This window comes from Allosalinactinospora lopnorensis (genome assembly GCF_000981225.1).
Classification (GTDB): Bacteria; Actinomycetota; Actinomycetes; order Streptosporangiales; family Streptosporangiaceae; genus Allosalinactinospora; species Allosalinactinospora lopnorensis.
Genome location: NZ_LAJC01000002.1, coordinates 80,500 through 97,888, shown reverse-complemented (window position 1 = coordinate 97,888; position 17,389 = coordinate 80,500). Strand labels below are relative to the sequence as shown.

At 69.0% G+C, this 17,389-nt stretch carries 13 protein-coding genes and 2 pseudogenes; 6 read left to right on the top strand and 9 right to left on the bottom strand.

Features of this window, described 5'->3' with window-relative positions; all coding sequences use genetic code 11:
- Positions 1-28: 28 nt before the first annotated feature.
- From pafA to VS93_RS01415, 7 genes and pseudogenes are all read right to left on the bottom strand, one after another.
- A complete protein-coding gene (gene pafA, locus VS93_RS01445; RefSeq protein ID WP_046468201.1) occupies positions 29-1,387 on the bottom strand; it encodes a Pup--protein ligase in 1,359 nt (452 codons plus the stop codon).
- A gap of 164 nt (positions 1,388-1,551) precedes the next feature.
- Positions 1,552-2,286, bottom strand: a complete 735-nt coding sequence (gene prcA, locus VS93_RS01440; RefSeq protein ID WP_082126549.1) for a proteasome subunit alpha — start codon at positions 2,284-2,286, stop codon at positions 1,552-1,554.
- A 43-nt stretch (positions 2,287-2,329) separates the two neighbouring features.
- Entirely contained in the window at positions 2,330-3,178 is an 849-nt protein-coding gene (gene prcB / locus VS93_RS01435; protein WP_173434231.1) for a proteasome subunit beta, read from the bottom strand.
- A 232-nt stretch (positions 3,179-3,410) separates the two neighbouring features.
- Complete coding sequence (locus VS93_RS01430; protein ID WP_046468199.1) at positions 3,411-3,614, bottom strand: ubiquitin-like protein Pup; 204 nt, start codon at positions 3,612-3,614, stop codon at positions 3,411-3,413.
- A gap of 233 nt (positions 3,615-3,847) precedes the next feature.
- A pseudogene (gene dop / locus VS93_RS01425) lies at positions 3,848-5,367 on the bottom strand (depupylase/deamidase Dop).
- Between the two features lie 195 nt (positions 5,368-5,562).
- Positions 5,563-7,331 (bottom strand): annotated as a pseudogene (gene arc / locus VS93_RS01420) (proteasome ATPase).
- A 161-nt stretch (positions 7,332-7,492) separates the two neighbouring features.
- Complete coding sequence (locus VS93_RS01415; protein WP_082126539.1) at positions 7,493-8,407, bottom strand: tRNA (adenine-N1)-methyltransferase; 915 nt, start codon at positions 8,405-8,407, stop codon at positions 7,493-7,495.
- Positions 8,408-8,549: 142 nt separating this feature from the next.
- Between VS93_RS01415 and ppgK the strand changes: the two genes are divergently transcribed.
- From ppgK to VS93_RS01400, 3 genes are all read left to right on the top strand, one after another.
- Positions 8,550-9,335, top strand: a complete 786-nt coding sequence (gene ppgK, locus VS93_RS01410; RefSeq protein WP_046468197.1) for a polyphosphate--glucose phosphotransferase — start codon at positions 8,550-8,552, stop codon at positions 9,333-9,335.
- Positions 9,336-9,719: 384 nt separating this feature from the next.
- Complete coding sequence (locus VS93_RS01405; RefSeq protein WP_338022659.1) at positions 9,720-10,997, top strand: helix-turn-helix domain-containing protein; 1,278 nt, start codon at positions 9,720-9,722, stop codon at positions 10,995-10,997.
- Between the two features lie 33 nt (positions 10,998-11,030).
- Complete coding sequence (locus tag VS93_RS01400; RefSeq protein WP_046468195.1) at positions 11,031-11,504, top strand: hypothetical protein; 474 nt, start codon at positions 11,031-11,033, stop codon at positions 11,502-11,504.
- Between the two features lie 18 nt (positions 11,505-11,522).
- Here the strand turns inward: VS93_RS01400 and VS93_RS01395 are convergent, their stop codons facing one another.
- Positions 11,523-12,689 (bottom strand): site-2 protease family protein, encoded by a 1,167-nt coding sequence (locus tag VS93_RS01395; RefSeq protein WP_046468194.1) that lies wholly within the window; start codon positions 12,687-12,689, stop codon positions 11,523-11,525.
- A 65-nt stretch (positions 12,690-12,754) separates the two neighbouring features.
- Between VS93_RS01395 and VS93_RS01390 the strand changes: the two genes are divergently transcribed.
- The 3 genes from VS93_RS01390 (at position 12,755) to VS93_RS01380 (ending at position 15,972) form a co-directional block, all read left to right on the top strand.
- Positions 12,755-13,561, top strand: a complete 807-nt coding sequence (locus tag VS93_RS01390) for a RecB family exonuclease (RefSeq protein WP_046468193.1) — start codon at positions 12,755-12,757, stop codon at positions 13,559-13,561.
- Positions 13,562-13,822: 261 nt separating this feature from the next.
- On the top strand, positions 13,823-15,250 hold the full coding sequence (locus tag VS93_RS01385; protein WP_046468192.1) for a threonine/serine exporter family protein: 1,428 nt from the start codon (positions 13,823-13,825) through the stop codon (positions 15,248-15,250).
- A gap of 524 nt (positions 15,251-15,774) precedes the next feature.
- A complete protein-coding gene (locus VS93_RS01380) occupies positions 15,775-15,972 on the top strand; it encodes a DUF5999 family protein (protein WP_046468191.1) in 198 nt (65 codons plus the stop codon).
- Positions 15,973-15,987: 15 nt separating this feature from the next.
- Here VS93_RS01380 and VS93_RS01375 read toward each other — a convergent pair whose 3' ends face one another.
- Positions 15,988-17,172 carry a tetratricopeptide repeat protein gene (locus tag VS93_RS01375; protein WP_046468190.1) on the bottom strand — a complete coding sequence of 395 codons (1,185 nt, stop codon included), beginning with the start codon at positions 17,170-17,172 and terminating at the stop codon, positions 15,988-15,990.
- Positions 17,173-17,389: the final 217 nt, after the last annotated feature.

Sequence of the window (17,389 nt, the reverse complement as noted above, 5' to 3'; positions counted from 1 at the left end):
GGGGTGAGAGCCACGTAAGTACGGGCGGCTACATCCCGGCGATGAGTTTCTCCACCCGTTCGTCCACGGCCTTGAACGGATCCTTGCACAGCACGGTCCGCTGAGCCTGGTCGTTCAGCTTCAGGTGCACCCAGTCCACGGTGAAATCGCGCCGCTGCTCCTGGGCCCGGCGGATGAACTCGCCGCGCAGCCGGGCCCGTGTCGTCTGCGGCGGCAGCGACTTGGCCCCGAAGATCTTGAGGTCGCCGACCACCCGATCCATCTGGCCCCTGCTCTGCAGCAGGTAGAAGAGCCCGCGGTCGCGGTGGATGTCGTGGTAGGTCAGGTCCAGCTGGGCGATGCGCGGCGACGACAGCGACAGCCCGTGCTTCTCCCGGTACCGCTCCAGGAGCAGGTACTTCGCCGCCCAGTCGATCTCGTGCTGCACCAGGCTCAGGTTCTGCGTCTCCACTGCCTCCAGCGTGCGTTCCCACAGCTCCAGGATCCGCTTGCCGGTGGCGTCGGTACCGTGCCGGTCGACGTAGGTCTGCACCTTCTCCAGGTACTCCCGCTGGATCTCAAGCGCGCTCGCCTCGCGCCCGTTGGCCAGGCGCACCTTGCGCCGACCGGTCATGTCGTGGCTGACCTCGCGGATCGCCCGGATCGGGTTCTCAAGGGTGTAGTCGCGCATGACCATGCCGGTCTCGACCATCCGCAGCACGAGGTCCGTGGACGCCAGCTTGAGCAGGGTGGTCATCTCGCTCATGTTGGAGTCGCCGACGATCACGTGCAGCCGCCGGAACCGTTCGGCATCGGCGTGCGGCTCGTCGCGGGTGTTGATGATCGGCCGGGAGCGGGTGGTCGCCGAGGAGACGCCCTCCCAGATGTGCTCGGCCCGCTGGCTCACGCAGTACAGCGCCCCCCGAGGTGTCTGCAGCACCTTGCCCGCGCCGCAGATGATCTGCCGGGTCACCAGGAACGGGATGAGGACATCTGCCAGCCGCCCGAACTCTCCGTGCCGCCCCACCAGGTAGTTCTCATGGCAGCCATAGGAGTTGCCCGCGGAGTCGGTGTTGTTCTTGAACAGGTAGATCTCCCCGGCGATCCCCTCTTCGTGCAGCCGCTGCTCGGCGTCGACCTGGAGCCCTTCGAGGATCCGTTCGCCCGCCTTGTCGTGCGCCACCAGATCGGCGAGGTTGTCGCATTCAGGGGTCGCGTACTCCGGGTGGCTCCCGACATCGAGGTAGAGGCGCGCGCCATTGCGGAGGAAGACATTGCTGCTGCGTCCCCACGAGACCACCCGCCGGAACAGGTAGCGTGCTACCTCATCCGGGGACAGCCGCCGCTGTCCCCGGAACGTGCACGTTACGCCGTACTCGTTCTCCAGACCAAAGATGCGACGTTCCACGCGGACTCACCCAACTTCCCGTCCCACGGGCGCCCCGGTCACGCCACCGCGGCGCTCCACGGCTCCACCCTATGTCCTGGCCGCACAACGGGCCCGCGAAGACTGCGGGCGCCGGGGCGGTGGGCAGCCCACCGCCCCGGCGCCCACCACGCCACCGGGACTCGTCAGGAATCACCGCCGTCTTCGCCCCCGTCGGCGGAATTCTCGGCCGTCCTCCCCTCCTCGACGAGCCGGTTGAGCCGCTCTCCCTGGATGCGGCGGAACTTGCGGTGCTCGCGCGCCCGGTCCAGCACCGCGACCTCGAGGCTGCTCGCCTCCAGCCCGCGCTGTTCCCCGTTCTCGTGGGCCAGCGCGTGCATCGCCGCGGCCAGCGCACCGGCAAGGGAGGCGTCCTTGTCGAAGTGCTCCTTCAACGTGGCGCTGACCCGGTCGGCCGAGCCGCCCATGGCGACGAAGTCGCGCTCGTCGACCACCGAGCCGTCGAAGGTGACCCGGTAGATCTGGTCGGAGTCGGCGGTCTCCCCCACCTCGGCGACCACGATCTCCACTTCCCAGGGCTTGCTGCTCTCGCTGAACACCGCTCCCAGCGTCTGAGCGTAGGCGTTGGCCAGCATCCGCCCGTTGACGTCGCGGCGGTCGTAGGCGTAGCCGCGGACATCGGCGAACTTCACCCCCGCCTGCCGCAGGTTCTCGAACTCGTTGTAGCGCCCCACCGCGGCGAAAGCGATGCGGTCGTAGAGCTCGCTGATCTTGTGCAGGGTGCGGGACATGTTGTCGGCCACGAGCAGGATGCCGCCGTCGTAGCGCAGTACGACGGCGCTGCGGCCCCGCGCGATCCCCTTACGCGCGTAGTCCGCCTTGTCCTTCATGCTCTGTTCGGGGGAGACGTAGAACGGCATCGACACCGCGGATCGTTCCTTTACTCAAGTAGGGATCGGGATATCAGCGCAACGGCGCGGTCGGGCCGTCAGGCCGCTCGCTGCGTGCCGCGACGACCGCCTCGGCCACCCGGGCGATCTCCTCATTCGGCAACCGGCGGTGCCCGTCCTCGGTGATCACGTCGACCAGTGGGTAGATCTTGCGATGCACATCGGGGCCACCAGTGGCGGCGTCGTCGTCGGCGGCGTCGTAAAGGGACTGCACGGCCGCGGTTACGGCGTCGTCCTGGGAGAGGTCCTCGGTGAAGAGCTTCTTCAGCGCGCCGCCGGCGTACACCGAGCCGGAACCGATCGAGTGGAAACGGTGCTCCTCATAGCGCCCGCCCACCGGGTCGTAGCTGAAGATCCGGCCCTTGCGGTGGGCCTCGTCGTAGCCGACGAGCAGCGGGACCACCACGAAGCCCTGGAGCGCCATAGGCAGGTTCCCGCGGATCATCGTGGCGAGCTTGTTGGCCTTGCCCTCCAGAGAGAGGGAGTGCCCCTCCATCTTCTCGTAGTGCTCCAGTTCCACCTGGAACAGCTTGGCCAGCTCAATACCGATACCCGCCGCGCCGGCGATGGCGAGGGCGGAGAACTCGTCGGCGCGGAAGAGCTTGTCCATATCGCGGTGCGCGATGACGTTTCCCGACGTTGCCCGGCGGTCGCCCGCCAGGGCGACGCCCCCTGGGAAGGTCAACGAGACGATTGTGGTGGCCTCAGGGGTGAGATGCGCGGACGAACCGCCCTGGGGCAGGTCGGACCGCCCCGGCAGAAGGTCGGGGTTGACCTCGCGGAGAAAGTCGGTGAAGGACGATGTTCCCGGGGTCATGAACGCCGCGGGCAACCGTCCCCCGCCTTCGAACGTTTCGGACACGCGACTCCCTTCAGTGGCGCCCCGCCCGTGGAGTGGAGCGGGGAGCGTCGGGTGATCAGAACTGCTGATAGCTCGACCTTACTGACCACGCCGGACCTTACTGACCATGGCGCCCTTATGACCATGCAGATCGGCTGCCAAGCACCGGTCCCGACTGTGCTCTCAGCGAACCGGCGGCGGAACCGCTCACCGCCGATCCGGCACGCCTGCTCCCCCGGGACCCGGCGTTCGGCTATTCTCCGCCCTTCTGGACGAACTGCCGCACGAAGTCCTCGCTGTTGGCCTCGAGCACCTCGTCGATCTCATCCAGGATGTCGTCGACTTCCTCGTCCAGCTTCTCGTTGCGCTCTGTGGTCTCGGTGCTCGCCTCGACCTCTTCGGCCTCTTCGTCGCGGCGGCCCGCGTGCTTCTGACCACCGGTGTCCTTTGTCGCCATCGAAGCAACCTCCTATTCGGGCTCTGCTCTTATCTTGGCCCAACCACGGACGCCTCAACCTCGATCACGGCCCCCGTTGTCGGCACGTTACCCATGTCCGTGCCGTACACCCGTGCGAACGCTGGTACCCGCGGCCGCAGTCCCCGAATCGCACACAAGCCGGATGCGCTCTTTGGACAGCCCGTCCTCCGCGCGGACGGGCACCGCGCGGCGCTGACCACTCCGCAGCGCCCTCAGCGCCTCTCTCCGGTCAGCACCGCCACCAGGTCAGCGGCCGTCGGGGAACGCTCCAGAAGGGATCCCACGTGCTCCTTGGTGCCGCGCAGCGGCTCCAGGGTGGGCACACGTTGCAGAGAGTCGTAACCGGGCAGGTCGAATATGACCGAATCCCACGAGGCGGCGGCCACCGAGTCGGCGTACTTGGCCAGGCAGCGCCCGCGGAAGTAGGCGCGGGTGTCCTCGGGAGGCTCGGTGATGGAATGCTCCACCTCGGCCGGGTCGAGCAGTCGCTGCATCCGGCCACGCGCCACAAGCCGGTTGTACAGCCCCCTGTCCGGGCGAACATCGGAGTACTGCAGGTCGACGAGCTGCAGGCGGTGGTGGCCCCAGTCGATGTCGTCGCGCTGGCGGTACCCCTCCAGCAGCTTGAGCTTGGCCACCCAGTCGAGTTCCTCGCAGAGCTTCATGGGATCGTCGGTGAGGCGGTCCAGGACGGATTCCCAACGGTTCAGCACATCGGTGGTGTCGGGCGCGGTGTCGGTGCCGTACCGGTCCTCGACGTACTTGCGGGCCTGTTCGAGGTACTCGCGCTGGAGCTGGAGGGCCGTCATCCGGCGGCCGTCCCGCAGCCGGGCGGTGTGGCTCAGCCCGGGGTCGTGCGAGAACGCCCGGAGGTCGGCCACGGGGGTCTCCAGCGAGAGGTCGACGCTGAGGAACCCGTCCTCGATCATGGCCAGCACGATCGACGTGGTGCCGAGCTTGAGGTAGGTGGAGATCTCGCTCATGTTGCGTCGCCGATGATGACGTGCAGCCTCCGGTACTTGTCCGGGTCGGCGTGCGGCTCGTCGCGGGTGTTGATGATCGGCCGCTTCAAGGTGGTCTCCAGACCCACCTCGACCTCGAAGAAGTCGGCTCGCTGGCTGATCTGGAAACCGCTGTCGCGGCCGTCGGCGCCGATGCCGACCCGCCCGGCCCCGCAGACGACCTGCCGGGAGACGAAGAACGGGATCAGGTGCCGCACGATGTCGCCGAACGGCGTCGACCGGCGCATCAGGTAGTTCTCGTGGCAGCCGTACGAGGCGCCCTTGTTGTCGGTGTTGTTCTTGTAGAGCTGGATCGCCTCGACACCGGGGATGGCAGCGGCGCGCCGCGATGCATCGGCCATCACCTGCTCGCCGGCTTTGTCCCACAGCACCGCGTCGCGGGGGTTGGTGACCTCGGGCGCGGAGTACTCGGGGTGGGCGTGGTCGACGTAGAGCCGTGCACCGTTGGTGAGGATGACGTTGGCCAGGCCCAGATCCTCGTCGGTGAGCTGGGTAGGGTCGGCGACCTCGCGCGCGAGATCGAATCCGCGCGCGTCACGAAGCGGGTTCTCCTCCTCGAAGTCCCACCGGGCCTTGCGGGCCCGCGCGGCCGAAGCCGCCAGGTAGGCGTTGACCACCTGGGTCGAGGTCACCATCGCGTTAGCACCGGGGTTGCCGGGCACGGAGATGCCGTACTCGGTCTCGATGCCCATAATCCGCCGCACACTCATGATGGAAGGTTATCCACCGTTGCGGCCTCTTGAACGCCAAGTCGCGAATTGTGGCCCGGCAGCGGCCGTTTTCGGGCGCGTTGCGGGATGTGGGCGGTTCGTTCCGTTATTGGCGTCATCACGCCCCCAGGAAAACGGACGGCCGATCCTCGCCCCGAGGACCGGCCATCGATGCGTTTGTGCCGCGGATCAGCCTCAGAGGTACTGGCCGGTATTCGCCACGGTGTCGATGGAGCGGCCGGAGTCGGATCCTTCCTTGCCGGAGATCAGGGTACGGATGTAGACGATCCGCTCCCCCTTCTTCCCGGAGATCCGCGCCCAGTCGTCGGGGTTGGTGGTGTTGGGGAGGTCCTCGTTCTCGCTGAACTCGTCGACGCAGGCCTGCATCAGGTGCGAGACCCGGATCCCCTTGGCCCGGTTGTCGATGAAGTCCTTGATCGCCATCTTCTTGGCGCGGTCCACGATGTTCTCGATCATGGCACCGGAGTTGAAGTCCTTGAAGTACAGGACCTCTTTATCGCCGTTGGCGTAGGTCACTTCCAGGAAGCGGTTCTCCTCGTTCTCGGTGTACATCCGCTCGACGACTCGCTGGATCATGGCGTCGACCGTGGCCCTCCGCGAGTCGCCGTGCTCGGCCAGATCCTCGTCGTGCAGCGGCAGTCCCTCGGTGATGTACTTGGAGAAGATGTCTCGCGCCGCCTCGGCGTCGGGCCGCTCGATCTTGATCTTGACGTCGAGCCGGCCGGGCCGCAGGATCGCCGGGTCGATCATGTCCTCGCGGTTGGAGGCGCCGATGACGATGACGTTCTCCAGCCCTTCGACACCGTCGATCTCGCTGAGCAGCTGCGGCACGATCGTGTTCTCGACATCGCTGGACACACCCGACCCGCGGGTGCGGAAGATCGAGTCCATCTCGTCGAAGAACACGATGACCGGTGTGCCCTCGCCGGCCTTCTCCCTGGCCCGCTGGAACACCACACGGATGTGGCGCTCGGTCTCGCCGACGTACTTGTTCAGCAGCTCCGGACCCTTGATGTTCAAAAAGAAGCTCTTGCCGACATCGTGGCCGGTCTTCTCGGCGACCTGCTTGGCCAGCGAGTTGGCCACCGCCTTGGCGATGAGAGTCTTCCCACAACCGGGAGGGCCGTAGAGCAGCACGCCCTTGGGCGGGCGCAGCTGGTGCTCGTAGAACAGGTCCTTGTGCAGGTAGGGCAGCTCGACCGCGTCGCGGATCATCTCGATCTGCCGCCGAGTCCGCCGATATCGGTATAGGCGATATCGGGGACCTCTTCGAGGATCAGCTCCTCGACCTCGGACTTGGGGATACGTTCGTAGACGTAGCCGGAACGCGCCTCCAGGAGCAGGGAGTCGCCGGGGCGTACCGGCTGGTCGCGCAGCGGCTCGGCCAGCCGCACGATCTTCTCTTCGTCGTGGTTGGAGATGACGAGCGCGCGATGGCCGTCCTCAAGGAGCTCCTTGAGCATGACGACCTCGCCCACGGTCTCGAACGACTGTACCTCGACGACGTTGAACGCCTCGTTGAGCATGACCTCCTGGCCGGGGCGCAGCTCCTCGATGTCGACCGAGGGGCTGATGTTGACGCGCATCTTGCGGCCGTTGGTGAAGATCTCGACAGTCTCGTCATCGCGCGCCTCAAGGAAGACCCCGAAACCGGACGGCGGCTGGGCCAACCGGTCGACTTCTTCCTTCAGCGCCACGATCTGATCGCGGGCCTCCTTCAGGGTCGCCACGAGGCGCTCGTTCTGACTGTTGGCAGCGGCCAGGTTGGCCTGCGCCTCACGGAGCCGGTCTTCAAGCAGCCGTACGTGGCGGGGGGAATCGGCGAGCTTCCGCCGGACCACGCTTAGTTCCTTTTCCAAATAGGAGACCTGAGCCGTGAGTTCTGCGACTTCACGGTCGCGCTCCGCCTGACGCTCGTCGTCGCGATCGGCCACGTCCGCCACCTCCCTATAAGAGGACGACTACTCGGAACCCTACCTACCCGTGGACTATTCCTAACCTCCCCCATGCGGCCAGTGTCGGAGGACTCATTTTTCGATCTTGCGAATGCCTAGGTCAACTTGATACAGGAGCACGCACCGTAATGAGAAAGTAACGTTGACATCTAGTCCGGCATCCTCTCACCCGGCCCCACTCCTTCGGCCGGTCCACGGGACTTGCGGTAGTCCTCGCCGTAGGCGCCCTTGGCCGGACGGCGGCGGCGCTCGGGAGGCTCGACTCCATCGGCGAGGCGGCGCGCGGTCACCAGGAACCCTGTGTGGCCGATCATCTTGTGGTCAGGACGCACGGCCAGACCCTCGACGTGCCAGTCGCGCACCATGGTCTCCCAGGCGCGCGGCTCGTAGAAGGAGCCGTGCTGGCGCAGCTCCTCGACGACGCGCGAAAGCTGGGTGGTGGTGGCGACGTAAACGCAGATCAGCCCACCGGGTACAAGCGCCTTGGCTGCGGCGCCGATGCACTCCCACGGCGTCAGCATATCGAGAACGACCCGGTCGATGTCGGCATCGGCGATCGCCTCGGCGAGCTCTCCCACCGTGAGCCGCCAGGCCGGGTGCTCCCGGCCGAAGTAGCGCTCGACGTTGTTCCGCGCGATCTCGGCGAAATCCGCCCGCTGCTCGTAGGAGGAGACCAGGCCCTCCTCGCCCACGGCGCGCAGCAGCCAGCACGAGAGCGCCCCTGAGCCGGCTCCGGCCTCGACCACCCGGGCGCCCGGGAAGACGTCGGCCTGGGCGAGGATCTGCGCGGCGTCCTTGGGGTAGACGATGGTGGCACCGCGCTTCATCGACAACGTGAAATCGGGCAGCAACGGGCGCAGGGCCACATACGCGGTTCCCGCGGAGGACCGGACCACGCTCCCCTCAGGACCGCCGATCAGATCGTCATGAGCCAGGCTTCCCCGGTGGGTGTGGAACACCGAGCCTGGGCGCAGAGTGATGGTGTGCTTCCGCCCCTTGGGGTCGGTCAGCTGGACGATGTCGCCATCGTCGAAGGGTCCGCGGCGGCCGTGGATGCCGGTCACTATTTTCGTCTCTCCTGCGTTGTTGGTCTCTTGTTCGAGCGGTCGCCCAGGCTATCCATCCTGACCTGGGTCGGCGTAATCGCGATCAGGAGTGGAATGAGGGAGGACGCGGGAACGCGCGCGACGCGGAAGGGGGCAACCGATGGCGGACGGCACGTCGCCTGTCGGGCTGGGAATCGACATCGGCGGGAGCGGGATCAAGGGCGCACCGGTCGACCTGGACACCGGGGAGTTCACCTCTGATCGGCTCAAGATCCTGACACCGGTGCCGGCCACGCCGGCGGCCGTCGCCGCGGTCGTGGCGGAGATCGCCGCGGCCTTCCCGGGGCACGCCGGGCCCGGCTGCCCGGTCGGGGTCGCCTTCCCCGGTGTGGTCAAGCACGGTGTCGCGCGCAGCGCGGCGCACGTGGCCCCGTCCTGGGTGGGGGTGGACACGGAGCGGCTGCTCGCTGAGGTGACCGGGCAGCGGGTGCACGTGCTCAACGACGCCGACGCGGCCGCCGTGGCCGAGCACCGCTACGGGGCGGCGCAGGAGGCCGAAGGGGTCGTGCTGATGACGACCCTGGGGACCGGCATCGGCACGGCACTGCTCGTCGGCGGCCGGCTGGTGCCCAACACGGAGCTGGGCCACGTGGAGATCGACGGGCACGACGCCGAGACGCGCGCGGCCTCCAGCATCAGAAAGCAGGAGGGGCTCTCCTACCGGGATTGGGCAGAGGGGCGGCTGCAGCGCTACTACTCGGTCATGGAGGACCTCTTGTCGCCGGACCTGATCGTGGTCGGGGGCGGGGTGAGCCGCAAGGCCGACAGGTTCCTGCCGCACCTGCGGCTGCGCACCCCGATCGTCGCCGCGCGCCTGCGCAACACCGCGGGCATCGCGGGCGCGGCCATCACGGCCGCGGAGCGGCTCGGCCGGGACGGCGGCTGAACGGCGTCCGGCCGGGACGGCGGACAGGACGGTGGACGGTCGCGCCCACGGCTCCGCCGGCACTGTCCGCCCTCTCCCCAAGTCCGCAGGAACGCGGCTCCTCAGCAGGACCATCCCGCGCACACCCAGGTGAAAACGCCCTTCGGAATTGTCAAGGCGTTGACCACGTCCGGCCACACTCGACGCACTGAAAACAGAGAGCGACCGCTCACCTGCATTCTCCCTTTCTGGAGATTTTCCCGGAATACCAGGGACTTTCGCCTCTAGACCGCTCTTCGGCCACGTCGCGCGGACACCGCGAGAACATCTTTATGCACGCTACGCATAGCATCATTTCTATTACACATAGCCACCAAGAGCAGGTGGGCACCCTAATCTAGGCTCATGCCCCAACACCACGGTGCTCTACCGCCGGAGTTCTGGTCACGGCCGGCGATGGCCGCCGCACTCATCACCTGCGACATGGCCGTGATCGTGGAGGAGATCCGTCTCGCCCGGGGGTGGTCCCAGGGTGAGCTGGCCCAAGCGGTGGGCTACTCCCAGAGCTGGGTCTCGCGGGTGATCAACGGGCAGCAGTCGCTCACCGTCGAGCAGGTCCGCGACCTCGCCGGGCGACTGGACATCCCTGTCCACCTCCTCCGGTTCGCGAGCGCCGCCGAGTTGGGGAAGGGGGCGGGTCCTACGCGACGCAGGGACTTCGGGAAGGTCGTCGCCGCGGCCGCGCTGCCGCTGCCGGCGACGTCGGCCGGTACCGACATCGACGAGGGGACGGCACCGACTCTACGCGCCATCACAGGTGGGCAGCGGCGGCTCGACGTCTCCTCCCCGGCGCACGACCTGACCAGAGGGGCGATCGCCCACGTGGAGCTGACCGGACGCGCCCTCGGCCGAGCGCAGCACACGCCGTTCGCCCCGGACATCGCGGCGGCGGCGAGCGAAGCCGCGGGGTTCGCCGCCTGGCTGCACGCCGACATGGGCGACTCGGGCTCGGCCCGCTCCTACTACCGGTCCGCCATCACACGCGCCCGGCAGTCGGGGCACCACCTGCTCGACGTCTACATGCTCGGCAGCCTCTCGGCGTTCGAGATCGAGGCCGAGGACCCCGAGCTCGGGCTCGGCCTCGCCGCCGAAGCGGGGCGCCGGATGGGGGCGAACGCCCACCCCACAGCCAAGGCCTGGCTGTCATGTGTCCGCGCCCTGGGGCACGCCGCGCTGGGCGACGAGTCCGCCAGCGCCCGGGAGCTCGCGCTCGCGGAGACCAATGTGGCGCGGCGCGAGAACGCCGACCCCCCATGGCCGTGGGTGTTCGCCTTCGACGACGCCAAGGTGGCGGGCTACCGCGCCCTGGCGGGCGTGCGGCTGCGCCGCCCGAACGACGCGAGAGCCGCCTTCTCCGAGGCGCTGAACGGCCCCCGGCCCGGCGCCAAGCAGGCCGCCGTGCTCAAGGTGGAGCTGGCCTCGGCGCACGCCGACGCCGGCGACGTCGACGAGGCCTTCCGACTGGCTTCGGAGGCGCTTCGCACCGGCGCGGCGTTCCGCTCGGAACGGGTGATCACACGGGTGCGCCGATTCCGGCGCGGCTACCGGGGACCCCGGGCCCGGAGCGTACAGGAGTTCGACGGACTGCTGAACGACCTGCTCACCGGCCGACGTGAGAGATGAGGAAACGAATCACCGTGCAAGGGGGGTACCACCGTGCGACGGATCGCGATCACCGGCCATCGCGGGTTGCCGCCAGAGGTGGAACGGGCGGTGGAGGAAGGGATCCGCGCCCGTGTCTCGGAGTTCGGCGATTCGCTGGTGGGGCTGTCCTGCCTGGCTGACGGCGCCGACACCATCTTCGCCCGGGCGGTCGTGGACTCCGGGGCCTCACTGGAGGTGATCGTCCCGGCCAGGCTCTACCGCGCGAACCTTCCCTCCTCCCACCACGCCATCTACGACGCCTTGCTGGCCGCCGCCGCCGGCGTGCACCGCCTTCCCCATGTCGAGTCGACGCCGCAGTCCCACTTGGACGCCGGTCGCCACATGGTAGACCACAGCGACGAACTCATCGCGGTATGGGACGGTCGGCCCCCGCGCGGCCCCGGTGGAACCGCCGACATCGTCGGCTACGCGAGGGAGCGGAAACGCCCGGTGACGGTCATCTGGCCGCAGGGCGCACGGAGGTGAGCCAGCGCGGGAGTGCTCTCACACCCGGGCGAGGGCGGCGTTGACATCGGCGGTGCGCAGCACGCCGTAGACCTGGCCGTCCTCCGCCAACAGCAGGTACTCCGCGGCCGGGGCGCGGCGCATGGCATCCAGCAGCTGCTCGCCGGCGAGCCCGGCCGTGATGACCGCGCCGGGGCTGATGGCGCGGGCGACGCTGGAGACCGGGACCCATGGGCGCCGCGCTTCCGGGACGGCCGAGGCCGCGGCCTCGTTCACGATCGAGGTCGGGGTGCCGGCCGTGTCGACGGCCAGGATCGCTTCGGCGCCCGCGGCGCCCATCCGGCGCCGGGCCTCGGCCACCGACGTGTCGGCGGGCACCGTCACGACCCGGCGGGCCAGCTGGTCGGCGCGCAGCCGCGGAAGGCGCTCGCGCATCCTGGCACCGCGCAGCGCCGAGCCCGCCCCCATCCAGATGAAAGCGGCCAGCAGCACGGCCCACAGCACCGCGAACACGCTGGGAGAGGTCTGCAACGACCAGGCCCACAGGAAGGGGAGCGATACCACGACCACCGCGAGCAGCCGGCCTCCCCAAGCGGCCACGACGGTCCCCGCGGTGGGGCGGCGCGTCAGCCACCACACGGCCGCCCGGATCAGCCGCCCGCCGTCCAGCGGCAGCCCCGGAAGCAGGTTGAACACGCCGACCAGCAGGTTGGCGACCCACAACTGCCAGATGAGCACGCCGGCGATCGTGTAGGGATCGACGAGCGTGTAGCTCAGGAAGCCGAGGCCGGCCAGTGCCAGGGAGAGCAGCGGCCCGGAGAAGGCGATCCAGAACTCCCTGCCCGGAGTGGGGGCCTCGCGCTCGATCTCGGAGACCCCGCCGAGCATGTAGAGGACGATCCGGCGGACCGGCAACCGGTACATCCGCGCGACGACCGAGTGGGCGAGCTCGTGGATCAGCACCGACACGTAGAGCAGCACCGCGAAGACGAACGCCACCAGGTAGGAGACCGGTCCGAGCGCCAGCGTCCGGTCGACCACCGGCTGGTAGAGCACGGTGATGATGGCAGCGATGATCAGCCAGGACGGTGAGACGTAGACGGGGATGCCGAAGGGGCGGCCCATCAGCATGCCGGGCCGGCGCCCGCCGGCTGGTTCGTCGGTGCCCGTGCGGGCCAATGGGGGCTCGCTGCCGTGTTCCGTCACGGTGCCAGGCTACGTGCTCAAGGACCGCCGCACCGCCGGGGGCGGAAGCCATAAGCTGGGCTCCTATGGACTACCCGAACGCCGCTCCCCGGGTTCCCGCGCTCTCCCCCTCCCGGGCCTCCGACTTCCTGCAGTGCCCGTTGCTGTTCCGCTTCCGGGTCATCGACCGCCTCCCCGAAAAGCCGAGCGCAGCGGCGCTGCGCGGAACGCTCGTACACGCCGTTCTGGAGCGCCTGTTCGAACTGCCCGCCGAGTCCCGCACCCCGCGCACGGCGCTGTCGCTGCTGGAGCCGCAGTGGGAGCAGTTGCGCACCGAGCGGCCTGAGAGCGAGGAGCTCTTCGGCGATGAGAAGGAGCTCGCGGCGTGGCTGGAGGAGGCGCGGGCGCTGCTCAACCGCTATTTCCAGATGGAGCAGCCGCAGCGGCTGGAACCCCGGGAACGGGAGATGCGCCTGGATGTGACCCTCTCCTCGGGACTGCGCCTGCGCGGCTATGTCGACCGGCTCGATGTCGCGCCCACCGGCCAGATCCGGCTGGTCGACTACAAGACCGGGAAGTCGCCCCGTCCGCGTTTCGAGGACAAGGCCAGGTTCCAGATCTTCTGCTACGCGGTGATGCTTTGGCGCGAGCTCGGCGAGATACCCACGCGGCTGCAGTTGATGTACCTGGGCGACGGCGGGGTGCGCTGGTACGAGCCGACCGAGACCGAGCTGCTGAACGCTGAGGCCGAGATCACCGCGATCTGGGCCGACATCGAGGCGACGGCGCGCTCGGGCCGGTGGTCGCCCAAACCCAGCAAGCTGTGCGGCTGGTGCGACCACCAGGAGATCTGCCCGGAGTTCGGCGGCACTCCCCCGCCGCTGCCGGAGTGAGCCGCGCCCGGAGCCGCCGCCTCCCGTCCAGCTCGGGCTCAACGCGGAAGGATCGGTCCCTCCGGCGTGCGCGGAGCGCGGGCACCTCCGCCATGGACCGCGGAAGCGGTGCGGTGATGGAGCTCACCCGGACACGGGCCGGGAATCGCCAACCGGGCCAGGAATATCGGCGTCTCACAGATGGTCACACCCGGGGGAGATGTCGGAAATCCCTCGCCCGCGACTCCCATTCACCCTCACTCCCCGCGAGGAGAGCCGCCGATGCACCGGACCTCGCAGCGGCCTGCCCCGCTGAACGACACCAACCTGCTGACCCGGCTAAGGGACTGGCGTACCGCCCGCGAATCGGAACTGCACACCGACGGCCTCGACGACGAAGTCGTCGAGTTGCCCGACCCGCGGGCCATCGACCTCGTGCTGCGCGTCGGAGAACTGCTCCTGGCCAGCGGCGAAGGCACAGAGGCCGTGGGCGAAGCGATGCTGAGCCTGTCCGTCGCCTTCGAGCTGCCGCGCGCAGAGGTCTCGGTGACGTTCACCGCCATCACGCTCTCGACCCATCCCGGCGGCGACCAGCCTCCGATCACCGGTGAGCGCGTGGTGCGGCGGCGCACGCTCGACTACTTCCGCGTCACCGAGCTGCACTCGCTGGTGCAGGACGCGGCTCTGGGACGGATCGAGCTGGAGGGCGCGATCACCCGGCTGCGCACCATCAAGCGCGCCCGCCCGCCGTACCCCAACTGGCTGGTCGTCACCGGCTTCGGGCTGATCGCCTCCAGCGCCAGCCTCATGGTCGGAGGTCAGTTCATCGTCGCCGCGGTCGCGTTCATCGCCACCGTGCTGGGCGACCGTGTCTCGGCGTGGCTGGCCAAACGCGGGATCGCGGAGTTCTACCAGATGACGGCGGCGGCCGGGATCGCCTCCGTCATCGGCCTCGTACTGTTGTGGACCAGCTCCGAGCTCGATCTGGGACTGCACGCCGGCGCGGTCATCACCGGTAACATCATGGCGCTGCTCCCCGGACGCCCTCTGGTGTCGAGCCTGCAGGACGGCATCAGCGGGAGCTACGTCTCCTCCTCGGCCCGGTTGCTGGAGGTGTTCTTCACTCTCGGTGCCATCATCTCCGGAGTCGGTGCCGTGGCCTACACGGCGGTGCGGCTCGGCGTCGACATGGATCTGGACAACCTTCCCTCGGCGGGCACGTCGGTCGAGGCCGCGGTGCTGATCGGTGCCGCGGGGATCGCCATGGCGTTCGCCGTGTCCCTCGCTGTGCCGCCGCGGATCCTGCCGATGATCGGCGGCATGGGCGTGCTGATCTGGCTGATCTACGCGGGGACGCGCTCCGTGCTGGAAGCGCCGCCCATCATGGGCACCGTCGCCGGCGCCATCGCGATCGGGATGGTCGGGCACTGGCTGGCACGACAGACCCACCGCCCCGTGCTGCCCTTCGTCATTCCGGCGATCGCTCCGCTGCTGCCGGGAAGCATCCTCTACCGCGGACTACTGCAGATCACCCTGGGTGACGTCGTAACAGGCCTGCTCAGCCTGTCCGAGGCGGTCGCGGTCGGGCTCGCGCTGGGTGCGGGGGTCAACCTCGGTGGTGAGCTCGTGCGGGCGTTCCAGCGCGGCGGTCTCGCCGGAGCGGGCCGGCGGCACCGCCCTGCCGCGCGGCGGACCCGCGGCGGGTATTAGGCGGCTCCGGTGCTGTCGCCAGCCGGCGCCGGTAGGCTCGAAGGCTTATGGATCCCGGTCTTCGCGACGACTCCGCCGGCACCTGGCCGACGGACCCCGATGAGGCCCGCGCAGTGCAGGACCGCATGGCCCGCCTGGTGCGGACGGAGTCCGGGGCCCCGACCGGGTCTCACTCGTGGCCGGGCTCGACGTCAGCTACACAGCGGACGACGAGCATCTGGTGGCGGCCGCGGTCGTGCTGCGGCTCGCACCGGAGTACCGGTTGCCCGAGCCGATCCGCCGCGCCGACCGGCTCTCCCGGCACGTATCGATCGGGGGAGCGGAGAAACGGCTTCGATGCGCCGGAGCCGGTTTCGGTTCGGCCGGCGTCCGCATCCGGCCAATCTCCCGCCGGATCGAGCCAGCGCGGACCGCGATACGTCCTATGGCTACAGAAAGAAGATGGAATGTGGCCCATGCCACTAGAGTGGCCCCTGGTGCCACTACAGTGGAATCTGACACGACTAAACGGAAAGGGCACTCTGATGTGCCAGCACACTCCCACTTGTCCACCCTTCAGCCACCCCGATCGTGAAGCCGCGCGCGTGGTGGCCAGTCACCCGGAGCAGGGGTGGAGCCTCCTGTGCAACGGTGTTGTGGTGTTCGAGGACACCGGCGACCTGCTGCCCGACGGCGGCGTGATCGCACCGCACCGCCCGAGCTATGTCCAGATGGTGGCCTGACCCGGCGGCACGCTGTCATTCGGTGTCCGGCCACCCCTCCGGCAGCACTTCGGTGTCGCTCCCGGCCGCCTGACGAAGCCGTTCCCGGAAGTCGTCGTGCAGCGCACGTCCCCAGACGTACTCGCTGGGCGTGCGCACAGCCTCCGCGACGGCCTGGCGCAACACAGCGGCCCGCGTCTCGTTACCCGCGAACGGTACGGCCAGGTGCGTGTACATCTGGTTCAGCGCCACGAAAAGCTCCCCGATGAGCATCGGCGCACTGTCCTGGGCCACCGCCGCCTCGACGTAGGGGTCCCACCAACCCGCTCCTTCGCCGCTGTCCCCGTCCTCACTACTGTCGTCGGGGACCAGGAATCCTCGGCGCAGCCGGGAGCGCACTTCATCAGCGGTCGCCTCGTCGGTGTGCATGAGGCCGCGCCCCCATGTCCGCTCGGCGCCGTCGGCGTCGCCGCGCATCGTGAGCAGCCGGGCCAGCAGCTCGAAGGCGGCCCCGGCGGTCCCCGGGTCCGCCGCCGCGGCGCCCTCCGGATCGGGCTCCGCCGCCTCGACGACCGCGCCGAACTCACCAATCGCGCGCTCCACGTGTACCGCTCCCATCAGCAGCCGCAGTCCCGGATGCTCCGCGACCTCCAGCCCCTGCCGTATGACCTCCTCGGCGGTGTCCGTGTCGCCGCGGGCCAGAAGACGCCCGGCGAAGTCGTGCGCCGCTTCGGGGACGACGCCCACCGCCCCGGAGCGTAGCACCAGCTCCCAGTGCCGCCGGGCCGACTCGGGTTCCCCCTCCTCCTCGGCGATCCGGGCCAGCCCGTAGTGCGCCGCAGGGGTGTAGCGCTCGTTCTCGGATTTCAGCACCGCGCGCCAGGCCTCGGCGGCCTCGTCGTTCGCCCCCTCCTCCTCGTAGGTGAGTGCGAGGTGGTAAGCGGCGCGCGGGGCGAACTCGGGGTGCCCGGTCTCGATGGCGATCCGGTCGGCCCTGCGCGCCGCGCGGGTGTCGCCCAGGTCGTGCTGGACCACGGCCAGTCCGAGCGCGGCCCGCGCCCGGTGCCGCTCCGAGCCGCCTTCCAGTACCCGTTCATAGACCTGGGCCGCGCGTTTCAGGTGGCCGCTCTCGGCCAGATCGCGCGCCTGCTCGCAGAGGCTCGCGAACTCCGATTCGTCTCCGGCGGCGTCGAACGCGGAGGGACCGGACGTCGCGGTCATCACCAGCTGCTTTCCAGAAGGGGGTGGGGATCCGGCGGCCACCCGGCCCGGCCGGATTGCCGTTCATGGGAGCCTAACGTGCGGTCCCGGGTGATCGGGCGGGTTAGCGGACAGTGTCGGCGGGATAGTCGATACCGACTCGAAAGCACTACCTTTACAGCGTAGATTTTGAGTGTTGCACGGCCGAGAGGCCGCCCGGCCGCGGCCGGGCGGCCTC